The following is a 13,448-nucleotide window of genomic DNA, read 5'->3' as shown; positions in this document are numbered from 1 at the left end:
AGAGTCAAATGGCCAAAGCTAAATTCGAACGTAACAAGCCCCACTGCAACATCGGCACCATCGGTCACGTCGACCATGGCAAGACCTCGCTGACCGCAGCGATCACCAAGGTGCTCGCAGAAACCGGCGGCGCGACGTTCACCGCCTACGACCAGATCGACAAGGCGCCGGAAGAGAAGGCCCGCGGCATCACGATCTCGACCGCTCACGTCGAGTACGAGACGACCAACCGCCACTACGCCCACGTCGACTGCCCCGGCCACGCCGACTACGTGAAGAACATGATCACCGGTGCCGCCCAGATGGACGGCGCGATCCTGGTCGTGTCGGCTGCTGACGGCCCGATGCCGCAGACCCGCGAGCACATCCTGCTCGCCCGCCAGGTCGGCGTGCCCGCGCTCGTCGTGTTCCTCAACAAGTGCGACATGGTCGACGATCCGGAGCTGCTCGAGCTCGTCGAGCTCGAAGTCCGCGAGCTGCTCTCGAAGTACGAATTCCCGGGCGACAAGATCCCGATCATCAAGGGCTCGGCGCTCGCCGCCCTCGAAGACAAGGACAAGAAGCTCGGCCACGACGCCATCCTCGAGCTGATGCGCAACGTCGACGAGTACATCCCGCAGCCGGAGCGTCCGATCGACCAGCCGTTCCTGATGCCGGTTGAAGACGTGTTCTCGATCTCGGGCCGCGGCACCGTCGTCACCGGCCGTGTCGAGCGCGGCGTGATCAAGGTCGGCGAGGAAATCGAAATCGTCGGTATCCGCGACACCCAGAAGACCATCGTCACCGGCGTCGAAATGTTCCGCAAGCTGCTCGATCAGGGCCAGGCCGGCGACAACATCGGTGCGCTGCTCCGCGGCACCAAGCGCGAGGAAGTCGAGCGTGGCCAGGTGCTGTGCAAGCCCGGTTCGGTCAAGCCGCACACCAAGTTCAAGGCTGAGGCTTACATCCTCACCAAGGAAGAGGGCGGTCGCCACACCCCGTTCTTCACCAACTACCGTCCGCAGTTCTACTTCCGCACCACCGACGTGACCGGTGTCGTGCACCTGCCGGAAGGCACCGAGATGGTGATGCCGGGCGACAACATCGCGATGGAAGTGCACCTGATCGTGCCGATCGCGATGGAAGAGAAGCTGCGCTTCGCGATCCGCGAAGGCGGCCGCACCGTCGGCGCCGGCGTCGTCGCCGCGATCATCGAGTAACTACGCGAATAGGGAATGGCGAGTAGCGAGTGGGTCACTCCATTCGCTATTCGCTACTCGCCACTCACTAAAGAAAGAATACGGCAATGAACGGCCAAAATATTCGCATCCGTCTCAAGGCGTTCGACCATCGAATCCTCGATACGTCGACCCGCGAGATCGTGAACACGGCGAAGCGCACCGGTGCGCAGGTTCGCGGACCGATTCCGCTGCCGACCCGCATCGAGAAGTTCACCGTCAACCGTTCGCCGCACGTTGACAAGAAGAGCCGCGAGCAATTCGAGATGCGCACCCACAAGCGCCTCCTCGACATTGTCGACCCGACCCCGCAGACCGTCGATGCGCTGATGAAGCTCGACCTGGCCGCCGGTGTCGACGTCGAGATCAAGCTCTAAGGTTTTGGATTTTTACGTCCGCCGCTTGCGGACAGAAAGACAGGAAGCACGCCGATGCGCTCCGGAGTGATCGCACAAAAGGTCGGGATGACGCGGGTCTTTACGGAGACCGGCGAGCATATCCCTGTGACCGTGCTGAAGTTGGGCAACTGCCAGGTGCTGGGCCACCGCACGACCGAGAAGAACGGCTATGTCGCTCTTCAGCTCGGCTCGGGCGCCCGCAAGACCGTGTACATGCCCAAGGCCGAACGTGGCCAGTTCGCGGTCTCCAAGGTCGAGCCGAAGCGCAAGGTCGCTGAGTTCCGCGTGTCCGAGGACGCGCTGATCCCGGTCGGCGCGGAAATCCAGGCGGACCATTTCGTGGTCGGCCAGTTCGTCGACGTGACCGGTACCTCGATCGGTAAGGGCTTCGCCGGCGGCATGAAGCGCTGGAATTTCGGCGGTCTGCGCGCCACCCACGGTGTGTCGATCTCGCACCGTTCGATCGGTTCGACCGGTGGCCGTCAGGACCCCGGCAAGACCTTCAAGAACAAGAAGATGCCCGGTCACATGGGCGTCGACCGCATCACCACGCTCAATCTGCGCGTGGTTTCGACCGACGTCGAGCGCGGCCTGATCCTCGTCGAAGGCGCCGTTCCCGGCTCCAAGGGCGGCTGGATCTCGGTGCGCGACGCGGTCAAGAAGCCGCTGCCGAAGGACGCCCCGAAGCCCGGCAAGTTCAAGGTTGCAGGTGGCGAAGCTGCCGAGGCTGTGGCCGAGAAGGAGGGCGTGTGAGATGGAATTGAAAGTCACGACCCTTGAAGGCAAGGACGCCGGATCCGTCGAGCTCTCGGACGCGATCTTCGGTCTCGAGCCGCGCGCCGACATCATCCAGCGCTGCGTGCAGTGGCAGCTGAACAAGCGTCAGGCCGGCACCCACAAGGCCAAGGGCCGCGCCGAGATCTGGCGCACCGGCAAGAAGATGTACAAGCAGAAGGGCACCGGCGGCGCCCGTCACGGCTCGGCCCGCGTGCCGCAGTTCCGCGGCGGTGGCCGTGCGTTCGGTCCGGTCGTTCGCTCCCATGCGACCGACCTTCCGAAGAAGGTGCGCGCGCTCGCGCTCAAGCATGCGCTCTCGGCCAAGGCCAAGGACGGCGGGCTGATCGTGATCGACAATGCGCAGCTCGAGGCCGCCAAGACCAAGGCGCTGCTCGGCCACTTCTCCGGCCTCGGACTGACCAACGCGCTGATCATCGACGGCGCCGAGCTGAACGCCGGTTTCGCGACCGCGGCCCGGAACATTCCGAACATCGACGTGCTGCCGATCCAGGGCATCAACGTCTACGACATTCTCCGCCGCCAGAAGCTGGTGCTGACCAAGGCTGCGGTTGATGCGCTGGAGGCGCGCTTCAAATGAAGAACATCGATCCGCGCCACTACGACGTCATCATCTCTCCCGTCGTGACGGAAAAGGCGACGCTCGCCTCCGAGCACAACAAGGTGATGTTCAAGGTCGCCGGCAAGGCGACCAAGCCGCAGATCAAGGAAGCGGTCGAGAAGCTGTTCGACGTCAAGGTGAAGAGCGTCAACACTCTCGTTCGCAAGGGCAAGACCAAGGTGTTCCGCGGCAATCTCGGCTCGCAGTCGGACACCAAGCGCGCGATCGTGACCCTGGAAGAGGGCCACCGCATCGACGTGACTACCGGACTATAAGGCGCAACGACGATGGCATTGAAAACCTACAATCCCACGACGCCGGGCCAGCGCCAGCTGGTCATGGTCGATCGTTCGGCGCTCTACAAGGGCAAGCCGGTGAAGACCCTGACCGAGGGCAAGCTCGGCAACGGCGGTCGCAACAACACCGGTCGCATCACCGTGCGTTTCCGCGGCGGTGGCCACAAGAAGGCCTACCGCACCGTCGACTTCCGCCGCGACAAGGTGGACATGCCGGCGGTCGTGGAGCGGCTCGAGTATGATCCGAACCGCACCGCGTTCATCGCGCTGATCAAGTATCAGGACGGTGAGCTGGCCTACATCCTGGCGCCGCAGCGTCTGGCGGCGGGCGACACCGTCGTCGCCGGCAACTATGTCGACGTCAAGCCGGGCAACGTCATGCCGCTCGGCAACATGCCGGTCGGCACGATCGTGCACAACATCGAGCTGAAGATCGGCAAGGGCGGTCAGCTGGCGCGCTCCGCCGGCACCTACGCCCAGATCGTCGGCCGCGACCAGGACTACGTGATCGTCCGCCTGAACTCGGGCGAGCAGCGTCTGGTGCACGGCCGTTGCCGCGGCACGATCGGCGCGGTCTCCAACCCCGATCACATGAACATCTCGATCGGCAAGGCCGGTCGTACCCGCTGGCTCGGCTGGCGTCCGCACAACCGCGGCGTCGTCATGAACCCGATCGATCACCCGCACGGCGGTGGTGAAGGTCGTACCTCGGGCGGTCGCCACCCGGTTACTCCGTGGGGCAAGCCGACCAAGGGCAAGAAGACCCGCACCAACAAGTCGACCAACAAATTCATTCTCCTCAGCCGCCACAAGCGGAAGAAGTAAGGAACGCCGGACATGGTTCGTTCAGTCTGGAAAGGCCCGTTCGTCGAGGGTTCTCTGCTCAAGAAGGCAGATGCCGCGCGCTCGTCCGGCCGTCACGACGTCATCAAGATCTGGAGCCGCCGCTCGACCATCCTGCCGCAGTTCGTCGGCCTGACGTTCGGCGTCTATAACGGCCACAAGCACGTGCCGGTGGCAATCAACGAGGAAATGGTGGGTCACAAGTTCGGCGAGTTCTCGCCGACCCGGACCTTCCACGGCCATTCGGGCGACAAGAAAGCCAAGAAGGCTTGAGGATTAACCGATGAGCAAACCAAAGCGCGAACGTAGCCTCGCGGACAATGAGGCCAAGGCCGTCGCCCGCATGCTGCGCGTCAGCCCGCAGAAGCTCAACTTGGTGGCGCAGCTGATCCGCGGCCGCAAGGCGTCCGCTGCGCTCGCCGACCTGCAGTTCTCGCGCAAGCGGATCGCGGTCGATGTCAAGAAGTGCCTGGAATCGGCGATCGCGAACGCCGAGAACAACCATGACCTCGAGGTTGACGATCTGGTCGTCGCCGAGGCGCATGTCGGCAATGGCATCGTGATGAAGCGTTTTGCTCCGCGCGGCCGTGGCCGTTCGGGCCGTGTGTTCAAACCGTTCTCGCACCTGACCATCGTGGTTCGTCAGGTCGAGGCCGAGGCAAGCGCCTAAGAAGGGCGCAGGAGAAGACGATGGGTCAAAAGATCAATCCAATCGGGCTGCGTCTCGGCATCAACCGGACCTGGGACTCCCGTTGGTTCGCCGGCAAGCAGGAATACGGCAAGCTGCTGCACGAGGACGTCAAGATCCGCGAGATCCTGCACAAGGAGCTCAAGCAGGCGGCCGTCGCCCGCATCGTGATCGAGCGTCCGCACAAGAAGTGCCGCGTGACGATCCATTCGGCCCGTCCGGGCGTCGTGATCGGCAAGAAGGGCGCCGACATCGACAAGCTGCGCAAGAAGGTTGCCGACATCACCTCGTCGGACGTCGTGATCAACATCGTCGAAATCCGCAAGCCTGAGCTCGACGCGACCCTGGTCGCTGAATCGATCGCCCAGCAGCTCGAGCGCCGCGTCGCGTTCCGCCGCGCCATGAAGCGCGCGGTGCAGTCGGCGATGCGCCTCGGTGCCGGTGGCATCCGCATCAACTGCTCGGGCCGTCTCGGCGGCGCCGAAATCGCGCGCATGGAGTGGTACCGCGAAGGTCGCGTGCCGCTGCACACGCTGCGCGCCGACGTCGACTACGGCGTTGCCACCGCGTTCACGACCTTCGGCACCTGCGGCGTCAAGGTCTGGATCTTCAAGGGCGAGATCCTCGAGCACGATCCGATGGCCCAGGACAAGAAGATGGCCGAAGGCGACAGCACGCCGCGTTCGCGCCGCGACGCCGCTTGAGGCAAAGCAGGAATTTGAGGGCTTAAAGCCATGATGCAACCTAAGAAAACGAAGTTCCGGAAGGCGCATAAGGGCCGTATCCACGGCGTTGCGACCTCTGGCGCGACGTTGGCGTTCGGCCAGTTCGGCCTGAAGGCGATGGAGCCTGAGCGCGTCACCGCCCGTCAGATCGAAGCCGCCCGCCGCGCGCTGACCCGTCACATGAAGCGCGCCGGCCGCGTCTGGATCCGCGTGTTCCCGGACGTGCCGGTGTCGAAGAAGCCCGCCGAAGTCCGCATGGGCTCCGGCAAGGGTGCCCCGGAATTGTGGGTGGTCCGGATCAAGCCGGGCCGCGTGATGTTCGAGATCGACGGCGTGCCGGTGCAGACCGCGAAGGAAGCGCTGTCGCTCGCCGCCGCCAAGCTGCCGATCAAGACGCGCTTTGTTGCGCGCATTGCGGAGTAATCGCCATGGCCGAGATGAAAGTTGAAGACATTCGCGCGATGAGCGACGACCAGCGGGAAGACGCGATCCTGAATTTGAAGAAGGAACGCTTCAACCTGCGTTTCCAGCGCGCCACCGGGCAGCTGGAGAACACCTCGCGGATGCGGGAAGCCCGCCGCGATATCGCTCGTATCAAGACCATCGCTGCCCAGCAGCGCGCGAAGAAGAAGTAAGGGGCCAGCTATGCCGAAACGTACTCTGCAGGGCGTGGTCGTCAGCGACAAGCAAGCCAAGACCATCGTGGTGCGCGTCGATCGCCGCTTCACCCACCCGATCTACAAGAAGACGATCCGCCGTTCCAAGAACTACCACGCGCACGACGAGAACAACCAGTTCAAGCCGGGCGACATGGTCTGGATCGAGGAATCGAAGCCGATCTCGAAGCTGAAGCGCTGGACCGTGGTCCGGGGCGAACACAAGAAAACGGCCTGATTACTTCGGCCTGGCCGAGGGAATTCAGGGAAATTTTGAGCGCGCTGAAGCGCAGAAAGAGGACGAGGTGCATCAATGATTCAGATGCAGACCAACCTCGACGTGGCCGATAATTCAGGCGCACGCCGTGTCATGTGCATCAAGGTTCTTGGAGGTTCCAAGCGCCGCTATGCCACCGTGGGCGACGTTATCGTTGTGTCGATCAAGGAAGCCATTCCGCGTGGCAAGGTGAAGAAGGGCGACGTGATGAAGGCCGTCGTGGTCCGGGTCCGCAAGGACATCCGCCGCGCCGACGGTTCGGTCATCCGCTTCGACCGCAACGCCGCCGTGCTGATCAACAATCAGTCCGAGCCGGTCGGCACCCGTATCTTCGGGCCGGTGCCGCGCGAGCTGCGCGCCAAGAACCACATGAAGATCATTTCGCTCGCGCCGGAGGTGCTGTGATGGCTGCCAAGATCCGCAAGGGCGACAAGGTGATGGTGCTCACCGGCCGCGACAAGGGTCGCACCGGCGAGGTGTTCGAGGTGCGTCCGGACGAGAACAAGGCTCTCGTTCGCGGCATCAACATGGTGAAGCGTCACCAGAAGCAGACCCAGACCCAGGAAGGCGGCATCATCTCCAAGGAGATGCCGATCGACCTTTCGAACATTGCGTATGTCGGCAAGGACGGAAAGCCGACCCGCATCGGGTTCAAGATTCAGGCCGATGGCAAGAAGGTTCGTGTTGCCAAGAGCTCGGGAGCAGAGATCGATGGCTGATACAGCTTACACGCCGCGTCTGCGCGCGGAGTATGACAAGAAGATCCGCGGCATGATGACCGAGAAGTTCGGTTATGCCAACGTGATGCAGGTGCCGCGCCTCGACAAGGTCGTGCTCAACATGGGCGTGGGCGACTCCGTCAACGATCGCAAGAAGGCCGAGACCGCCGCCGCCGAGCTGACCCAGATCGCCGGCCAGAAGGCGATCGTGACCTATTCGCGGAGCGCGATCGCGACCTTCAAGCTGCGTGAGAACCAGCCGATCGGCTGCAAGGTCACGCTGCGCAAGACCCATATGTACGAGTTCATCGACCGCCTGGTGAACGTGGCGCTGCCCCGCGTCCGCGACTTCCGCGGCCTGAACCCGAAGAGCTTCGACGGCCGTGGCAACTATTCGCTCGGCATCAAGGAGCACATCATTTTCCCCGAGATCGACTTCGACAAGGTCTCGGAAGCGCGTGGCATGGACATCACGGTCTGCACCACCGCCAAGACCGACGACGAGGCGCGTGCCTTGTTGACCGCTTTCAATTTCCCGTTCCGGCAGTGAGTAGCTGAGCCAAAGCCACTCAAACGCGGATACCCAGGAGCCAAGCATGGCAAAGAAGAGTTCAGTCGAGAAGAACAACCGGCGCAAGCGGATGGCGAAGAACGCCGGCCCGCGCCGCGAGAAGCTGAAGGCGATCATCGCCGACAAGACCAAGCCGATGGAAGAGCGCTTCGCGGCGACGCTGAAGCTCGCCGAGATGCCGCGCAACTCGTCGCCGACGCGCATCCGCAACCGTTGCGAGCTGACCGGGCGTCCGCGCTCGAACTATCGCAAGAACAAGCTCTCGCGCATCGCGCTGCGTGAACTCGGCTCCAAGGGCCTGGTTCCCGGCCTCGTGAAGTCGAGCTGGTAAGGGAGGGTCGGAACAATGTCTACGCACGATCCGATCAGCGATCTCATCACCCGCATCCGCAACGCGCAGATGCGCTCCAAGTCCAAGGTCTCGAGCCCCGGCTCGAAGATGCGCGCCAACGTGCTCGAGGTGCTGAAGTCCGAGGGTTACATCCGCGGCTACGCCAGCGTCGAGCATGCCTCGGGCCGCAGCGAGCTCGAGATCGAGCTGAAGTATTTCGACGGCGAGCCCGTCATCCGCGAGATCGAGCGGGTGTCGAAGCCGGGCCGCCGCGTTTACGCCTCGGTGAAGAACCTGCCGCGCGTGAACAACGGTCTCGGCATTTCGGTGTTGTCGACGCCGAAGGGAATCATGGCTGACCACCAGGCGCGCGACGCCAACGTGGGCGGCGAAGTTCTCTTCACGGTGTTCTGAGGAAGGATTTTACGATGTCACGTATCGGCAAAAGGCCGGTGGCGATCCCGTCGGGTGTGACGGCGACCGTCGAGGGCCAGACCGTCAAGGTGAAGGGGCCGAAGGGCCAGCTTCAGTTCGTCGTGCATGACGACGTCGAGGTGAAGTTCGAGAACGGTCAGGTCAAGGTCGCTCCGCGGGTCAAGACCAACCGCGCGCAGGCGATGTACGGCACCGCGCGCGCGCAGGTCGCCAACCTCGTCGAGGGCGTCACCAAGGGCTTCGAGAAGAAGCTCGAGATCACCGGCGTCGGCTACCGCGCCGCGATGCAGGGCAAGAACCTGCAGCTCGCGCTCGGCTACAGCCACGACGTGGTGTACGCGATCCCGGAAGGCATCACCATCGCGGTGCCGAAGCCGACCGAGATCACGATCACCGGCAACGATCCGCAGCGCGTCGGCCAGGTCGCCGCCGAGATCCGCGCCTACCGTCCGCCGGAGCCCTACAAGGGCAAGGGCGTGAAGTACGCCAACGAATTCATCTTCCGCAAGGAAGGCAAGAAGAAGTAACGGAGCCGGTCATGTCACTCAAGGTTACGAATGCCCGGCGCAAGCAGCGCGTGCGCCTTGCGCTTCGCCGCTCGGCAGGCGGCCGTCCGCGGCTGTCGGTGTTCCGCTCGTCCAAGCACATCTACGCCCAGGTCATCGACGACCAGAAGGGCGAGACGCTCGCCTCCGCCTCGTCGCTGGAGAAGACCATGCGCGACGCCGGCAAGACCGGCGCCGACATCGACGCGGCGAAGGCCGTCGGCAAGCTGCTCGCCGAGCGCGCGGCGCAGAAGGGTGTCAAGGAAGTCGTGTTCGATCGCGGCGCCTACATCTATCACGGGCGCGTCAAGGCGCTCGCGGATGCGGCGCGCGAAGGCGGATTGAGCTTCTAAACTTTACGAACGATGACGAGGAAAGAGGCGCAAGGCCTCCTAGAGATTGGAAAACACCATGGCAGGTGAACGCGAACGCGGCGGACGCGAACGGAGCAGGGAGCGCGAGGAGCGCGACAGCGAGTTCGTCGACAAGCTCGTCCACATCAATCGCGTGGCGAAGGTCGTCAAGGGCGGCAAGCGCTTCGGCTTTGCGGCGCTGGTCGTGATCGGCGACCAGAAGGGCCGGGTCGGGTTCGGCCACGGCAAGGCGCGCGAAGTTCCGGAAGCGATCCGCAAGGCGACCGAATCGGCGAAGCGCAACCTGACGCGCGTCGCGCTTCGCGAAGGCCGCACGCTGCATCACGACATCGCTGGCCGTCACGGCGCCGGCCGCGTCTACCTGCGTGCCGCTCCGGCCGGTACCGGCATCATCGCCGGCGGCCCGATGCGCGCTGTGTTCGAGACGCTCGGCATCCAGGACGTGGTGGCGAAGTCGATCGGCTCGTCGAATCCCTACAACATGGTTCGCGCGACGTTCGATGCGCTGAAGCATCAGGATTCGCCGCGCTCGGTGGCGGCACGCCGCAACATCAAGGTCTCCACCCTGCAGTCGCGCCGCGTCGGCGGCGACGCCGAAGTGGTGGCGGAATAACAACGCGCGCTTCTCGAAGCGCTATTCGGAGTTACTGTCATGGCCAAGGCCAGCAAGACCATCAAGGTCGAGCAGATCGGCAGCGCAATCCGCCGCCATCACTCGCAGCGTTCGACGCTGATCGGCCTCAAGCTCAACAAGATCGGCCGGGTTGCCGAGCTGCAGGATACCCCTGAAGTTCGCGGCATGATCAGCAAGGTTCAGCATCTCGTCCGCGTCGTCGGCGAGTAAGCAGAGATAAGGAGAAGGGCGATGAAGCTCAGCGATATCGCCGACAACGCCGGCTCGCGCAAGAAGCGCATGCGTGTCGGCCGTGGCATCGGTTCCGGCAAGGGCAAGACCTCGGGCCGCGGCGGCAAGGGCCAGACCGCGCGTTCGGGCGTCCGCATCAAGGGTTTCGAAGGCGGCCAGATGCCGATGCATCGCCGTCTGCCGAAGCGCGGCTTCAACAACATCTTCCGGCTCGACTTCGCCGAGATCAATCTCGACCGTCTGCAGGAAGCGATCGACAACAAGCTGGTCGATGCGAGCGCGACGGTGAACGTCGAATCGCTGGTCAAGGCCGGCGTGCTGCGCCGCGCCAAGGACGGCCTGCGGCTGCTCGGCCGCGGCGAGATCAAGACCAAGCTGACCATCGAGGTGCACGGCGCTTCCAAGTCGGCCATTGCCGCGGTCGAGAAGGCCGGCGGTTCGGTCAAGATCCTAGCCCCCGCCAAGGAAGAAGGCGAGGCGGCGTAACATCTGCGTCATTGCCCGCGACGCGCGGGCAATCCGCGGATCGAATGATGGACTTATCGAGGCCGAGCACCAGATAATGTCCGGTGTCTGCCGGCGCCCAGGGAATTGATCTCTTTGGGGGCGCCGGCGAATGGGGCTCCGGGAGAAAGCCGAAACATGGTCTCAGCAGCCGAACAACTTGCCGCCAACCTCAATTTCGGACAGCTGGCGAAAGCCGACGAGCTGAAGAAGCGCATCTGGTTCACCCTGGGTGCGCTGCTTGTTTATCGGCTCGGCACCTACATCCCGCTGCCCGGCATCGATCCCAACATCTGGGAGCAGGTGTTCCGCAGCCAGTCCGGCGGCATCCTCGGCATGTTCAACATGTTCGCCGGCGGCGGCATCCACCGCATGGCGATCTTCGCGCTCAACATCATGCCGTACATCTCGGCATCGATCATCGTGCAGCTGCTGACCACCGTGTCGCCGCAGCTCGAGGCGCTCAAGAAGGAAGGCGAGGCGGGCCGCAAGACGCTGAACCAGTACACCCGCTATCTGACCGTGATCCTGGCGCTGTTCCAGTCCTATGGCATCGCGATCGGCCTCGAAGGCGCCGGTAATGTCGTCAGCGACCCCGGCATGTTCTTCCGGATCTCGACCGCGATCACGCTGACCGGCGGCACCATGTTCCTGATGTGGCTCGGCGAGCAGATCACCTCGCGCGGCATCGGCAACGGTATCTCGCTGATCATCCTGTCCGGCATCGTCGCCGAGCTGCCGTCGGCGCTCGCCAACATGCTGGAACTGGGCCGCCAGGGCGCGATGTCGACCGGCCTGATCCTGATCGTCATCGTGATGGCGGTCGCCGTGATCGCCTTCATCGTGTTCATGGAGCGCGCGCAGCGCCGGCTTTTGATCCAGTATCCGAAGCGCCAGGTCGGCAACAAGATGTTCGAGGGCCAGTCCTCGCACCTGCCGCTCAAGCTGAACACGTCAGGCGTGATTCCGCCGATCTTCGCCTCGTCGCTGCTGCTGCTGCCGACCACGGTCGCGAACTTCAACGCCGGCAAGGGGCCGGAATGGTTCCAGTGGATCACGACCCAGCTCAGCCACGGCCGGCCGCTGTTCCTGTTCATGTATCTCGCGCTGATCGTGTTCTTCGCGTTCTTCTACACCGCGATTGTGTTCAATCCGACCGAGACTGCGGACAACCTGAAGAAGCATGGCGGCTTCATCCCGGGCATCCGGCCCGGCGAGCGCACCGCCGAGTACATCGACTATGTGCTGTCGCGCATCACGGTGCTCGGCGCGGTCTATCTCGCGATCGTCTGCCTGATTCCTGAAATTCTGATTTCCTACGCATCGGTCCCGTTCTACTTTGGCGGCACCTCGCTGTTGATCGTCGTCAGCGTGACGATGGATACGGTGTCGCAGGTGCAGGGCTATCTGCTCGCTCATCAGTATGAGGGGTTGATCAGGAAGTCGAAGCTCAGGGGAGGCCGCCGCCGCTGATCGCGGCTCGGCTTCGAACTCAAAACACAGGTGTGCGGACGTCGCCCACCTAGCCGGGGGGCGAAACAGATATGAGATTGATCCTTTTGGGGCCGCCGGGCTCGGGCAAGGGAACCCAGGCGCAGCGGCTGGTGCACAAGCACGGCATCGTCCAGCTCTCGACCGGTGAGATGCTGCGCGCTGCGGTCGCCGCGGGCACGCCGGTCGGCCTCCAGGCCAAGGAGATCATGGCCAATGGCGGCCTGGTTCCAGACGAGGTCGTGGTGGGAATCATCGCCGACCGCATCGAGGAGCCCGATGCCAAGAAGGGGTTCATTCTCGACGGCTTCCCGCGCACTGTGCCGCAGGCCGAGGCGCTCGACGATCTGCTCCGGAAAAAGCACCTCAAGCTCGACGCGGTGGTTGAGCTCCGCGTTAACGAGAGCGCGCTGCTCGCCCGCGTTGAGAAGCGTGCCGAGGAAACCCGCGCGCGCGGCGAGGAAGTCCGCCTCGACGACACGCCGGAAGTGCTGACCAAGCGCCTGGCGCAGTACCGTTCGCTGACGGAGCCGCTGATTCACTATTATTCGGAGCGGCGGAAGCTTCTGACGGTCGATGGCATGATGACCATCGAGCACGTCACCCGCGAGATCAACCGGATCCTGACCGCGCTCGGCGCGCTGGAACCGAAGGAACACGAAGATCACGCCCCGAAGGCGACTAAAAAGGCCGCCAAGGCGGCCATGAAGGCCAGCAAGAAGCCGGCCACGATGGCAGCTAGACCAGCCAAAAAGGCCGCCAAATTGGCCCGGAAGGCTGCCAAGGCGTCCTCCAAGGCCAAAGCGGCCAAGAAAACCGTGAAGAAAACCGTGAAGAAAGCCGCGAAGAAGGCGGTAAAGAAGGCCGCCCGCGCCGCGAAAGCCCGCAAGGGAGCAAAGACCGCCAAAAAGGCGGCAAAAAAGCTCACGAAAAAGCGAGCTAAACGCTAGGAGCGGTTGACGAAACCGACATGAATCCTTTAATAAGCCCCGCATCCAAGTTGGATAGTTTGATGACGATGCCGGGCCCCGAAGGACATGAGGGGAGGGCGTCGTGTTCGCGTTTGTGGACACAAGCCCGAGAGAGCAAGCACTTGAGAAGCCCGTATCCGTGATGG

Annotated in this window: 24 protein-coding genes; all 24 read left to right on the top strand. The window is 63.5% G+C overall.

Annotated elements, in window-relative coordinates; genetic code table 11:
• The first annotated feature begins 8 nt into the window (after positions 1–8).
• Positions 9–1,199: an elongation factor Tu gene (tuf, locus tag ACZBJS_RS01745; protein ID WP_018272140.1), complete on the top strand. Its 1,191-nt coding sequence runs from the start codon at positions 9–11 to the stop codon at positions 1,197–1,199.
• Positions 1,200–1,285: 86 nt separating this feature from the next.
• A complete protein-coding gene (rpsJ, locus tag ACZBJS_RS01740) occupies positions 1,286–1,594 on the top strand; it encodes a 30S ribosomal protein S10 (protein WP_002712302.1) in 309 nt (102 codons plus the stop codon).
• 54 nt (positions 1,595–1,648) lie between these two features.
• Complete coding sequence (rplC, locus tag ACZBJS_RS01735) at positions 1,649–2,368, top strand: 50S ribosomal protein L3 (RefSeq protein WP_057019547.1); 720 nt, start codon at positions 1,649–1,651, stop codon at positions 2,366–2,368.
• A 1-nt stretch (position 2,369) separates the two neighbouring features.
• Positions 2,370–2,990, top strand: a complete 621-nt coding sequence (gene rplD, locus ACZBJS_RS01730; RefSeq protein WP_016843745.1) for a 50S ribosomal protein L4 — start codon at positions 2,370–2,372, stop codon at positions 2,988–2,990.
• A complete protein-coding gene (locus ACZBJS_RS01725) occupies positions 2,987–3,286 on the top strand; it encodes a 50S ribosomal protein L23 (RefSeq protein WP_028339313.1) in 300 nt (99 codons plus the stop codon). The genes rplD and ACZBJS_RS01725 overlap by 4 nt, the downstream gene beginning before the upstream one ends.
• Positions 3,287–3,298: 12 nt before the next feature.
• A complete protein-coding gene (rplB, locus tag ACZBJS_RS01720; RefSeq protein WP_021081655.1) occupies positions 3,299–4,132 on the top strand; it encodes a 50S ribosomal protein L2 in 834 nt (277 codons plus the stop codon).
• A 12-nt stretch (positions 4,133–4,144) separates the two neighbouring features.
• Positions 4,145–4,423 carry a 30S ribosomal protein S19 gene (rpsS, locus tag ACZBJS_RS01715; RefSeq protein ID WP_028335459.1) on the top strand — a complete coding sequence of 93 codons (279 nt, stop codon included), beginning with the start codon at positions 4,145–4,147 and terminating at the stop codon, positions 4,421–4,423.
• Positions 4,424–4,433: 10 nt separating this feature from the next.
• Complete coding sequence (gene rplV / locus ACZBJS_RS01710) at positions 4,434–4,820, top strand: 50S ribosomal protein L22 (RefSeq protein WP_016843750.1); 387 nt, start codon at positions 4,434–4,436, stop codon at positions 4,818–4,820.
• 20 nt (positions 4,821–4,840) lie between these two features.
• On the top strand, positions 4,841–5,542 hold the full coding sequence (gene rpsC, locus ACZBJS_RS01705; RefSeq protein ID WP_016843751.1) for a 30S ribosomal protein S3: 702 nt from the start codon (positions 4,841–4,843) through the stop codon (positions 5,540–5,542).
• 30 nt (positions 5,543–5,572) lie between these two features.
• Positions 5,573–5,986, top strand: a complete 414-nt coding sequence (gene rplP, locus ACZBJS_RS01700) for a 50S ribosomal protein L16 (RefSeq protein ID WP_016843752.1) — start codon at positions 5,573–5,575, stop codon at positions 5,984–5,986.
• Positions 5,987–5,991: 5 nt separating this feature from the next.
• Positions 5,992–6,198 (top strand): 50S ribosomal protein L29, encoded by a 207-nt coding sequence (gene rpmC / locus ACZBJS_RS01695; RefSeq protein WP_016843753.1) that lies wholly within the window; start codon positions 5,992–5,994, stop codon positions 6,196–6,198.
• Positions 6,199–6,208: 10 nt separating this feature from the next.
• A complete protein-coding gene (rpsQ, locus tag ACZBJS_RS01690) occupies positions 6,209–6,457 on the top strand; it encodes a 30S ribosomal protein S17 (RefSeq protein ID WP_016843754.1) in 249 nt (82 codons plus the stop codon).
• A gap of 75 nt (positions 6,458–6,532) precedes the next feature.
• A complete protein-coding gene (gene rplN, locus ACZBJS_RS01685; RefSeq protein ID WP_011473865.1) occupies positions 6,533–6,901 on the top strand; it encodes a 50S ribosomal protein L14 in 369 nt (122 codons plus the stop codon).
• The gene (rplX, locus tag ACZBJS_RS01680; protein WP_016843755.1) at positions 6,901–7,215 is read left to right on the top strand and encodes a 50S ribosomal protein L24; all 315 of its coding nucleotides are present in this window, start codon (positions 6,901–6,903) and stop codon (positions 7,213–7,215) included. The genes rplN and rplX overlap by 1 nt, the downstream gene beginning before the upstream one ends.
• Positions 7,208–7,765, top strand: a complete 558-nt coding sequence (gene rplE / locus ACZBJS_RS01675) for a 50S ribosomal protein L5 (RefSeq protein WP_316396696.1) — start codon at positions 7,208–7,210, stop codon at positions 7,763–7,765. The genes rplX and rplE overlap by 8 nt, the downstream gene beginning before the upstream one ends.
• A 46-nt stretch (positions 7,766–7,811) precedes the next feature.
• Positions 7,812–8,117: a 30S ribosomal protein S14 gene (gene rpsN / locus ACZBJS_RS01670; protein WP_016843757.1), complete on the top strand. Its 306-nt coding sequence runs from the start codon at positions 7,812–7,814 to the stop codon at positions 8,115–8,117.
• A 15-nt stretch (positions 8,118–8,132) separates the two neighbouring features.
• On the top strand, positions 8,133–8,531 hold the full coding sequence (gene rpsH, locus ACZBJS_RS01665; RefSeq protein WP_018272133.1) for a 30S ribosomal protein S8: 399 nt from the start codon (positions 8,133–8,135) through the stop codon (positions 8,529–8,531).
• Between the two features lie 14 nt (positions 8,532–8,545).
• Positions 8,546–9,079 carry a 50S ribosomal protein L6 gene (gene rplF / locus ACZBJS_RS01660; RefSeq protein WP_024578581.1) on the top strand — a complete coding sequence of 178 codons (534 nt, stop codon included), beginning with the start codon at positions 8,546–8,548 and terminating at the stop codon, positions 9,077–9,079.
• Positions 9,080–9,090: 11 nt separating this feature from the next.
• On the top strand, positions 9,091–9,450 hold the full coding sequence (gene rplR, locus ACZBJS_RS01655; RefSeq protein WP_016843760.1) for a 50S ribosomal protein L18: 360 nt from the start codon (positions 9,091–9,093) through the stop codon (positions 9,448–9,450).
• 58 nt (positions 9,451–9,508) lie between these two features.
• Positions 9,509–10,084: a 30S ribosomal protein S5 gene (gene rpsE / locus ACZBJS_RS01650; RefSeq protein ID WP_016843761.1), complete on the top strand. Its 576-nt coding sequence runs from the start codon at positions 9,509–9,511 to the stop codon at positions 10,082–10,084.
• Between the two features lie 39 nt (positions 10,085–10,123).
• On the top strand, positions 10,124–10,315 hold the full coding sequence (gene rpmD / locus ACZBJS_RS01645) for a 50S ribosomal protein L30 (protein WP_028335461.1): 192 nt from the start codon (positions 10,124–10,126) through the stop codon (positions 10,313–10,315).
• Positions 10,316–10,336: 21 nt separating this feature from the next.
• A complete protein-coding gene (gene rplO, locus ACZBJS_RS01640) occupies positions 10,337–10,822 on the top strand; it encodes a 50S ribosomal protein L15 (RefSeq protein WP_028339310.1) in 486 nt (161 codons plus the stop codon).
• Positions 10,823–10,978: 156 nt separating this feature from the next.
• Positions 10,979–12,313, top strand: a complete 1,335-nt coding sequence (secY, locus tag ACZBJS_RS01635) for a preprotein translocase subunit SecY (protein ID WP_057019546.1) — start codon at positions 10,979–10,981, stop codon at positions 12,311–12,313.
• 71 nt (positions 12,314–12,384) lie between these two features.
• Positions 12,385–13,281 (top strand): adenylate kinase, encoded by an 897-nt coding sequence (locus ACZBJS_RS01630; RefSeq protein WP_463438286.1) that lies wholly within the window; start codon positions 12,385–12,387, stop codon positions 13,279–13,281.
• The last annotated feature ends 167 nt before the right edge of the window (positions 13,282–13,448 follow it).

Source organism: Bradyrhizobium sp. KZN70725, from assembly GCF_055264925.1.
The sequence above is the reverse complement of the archived record's forward strand: the minus strand, read 5'-3'. Positions and strand labels throughout refer to the sequence as shown.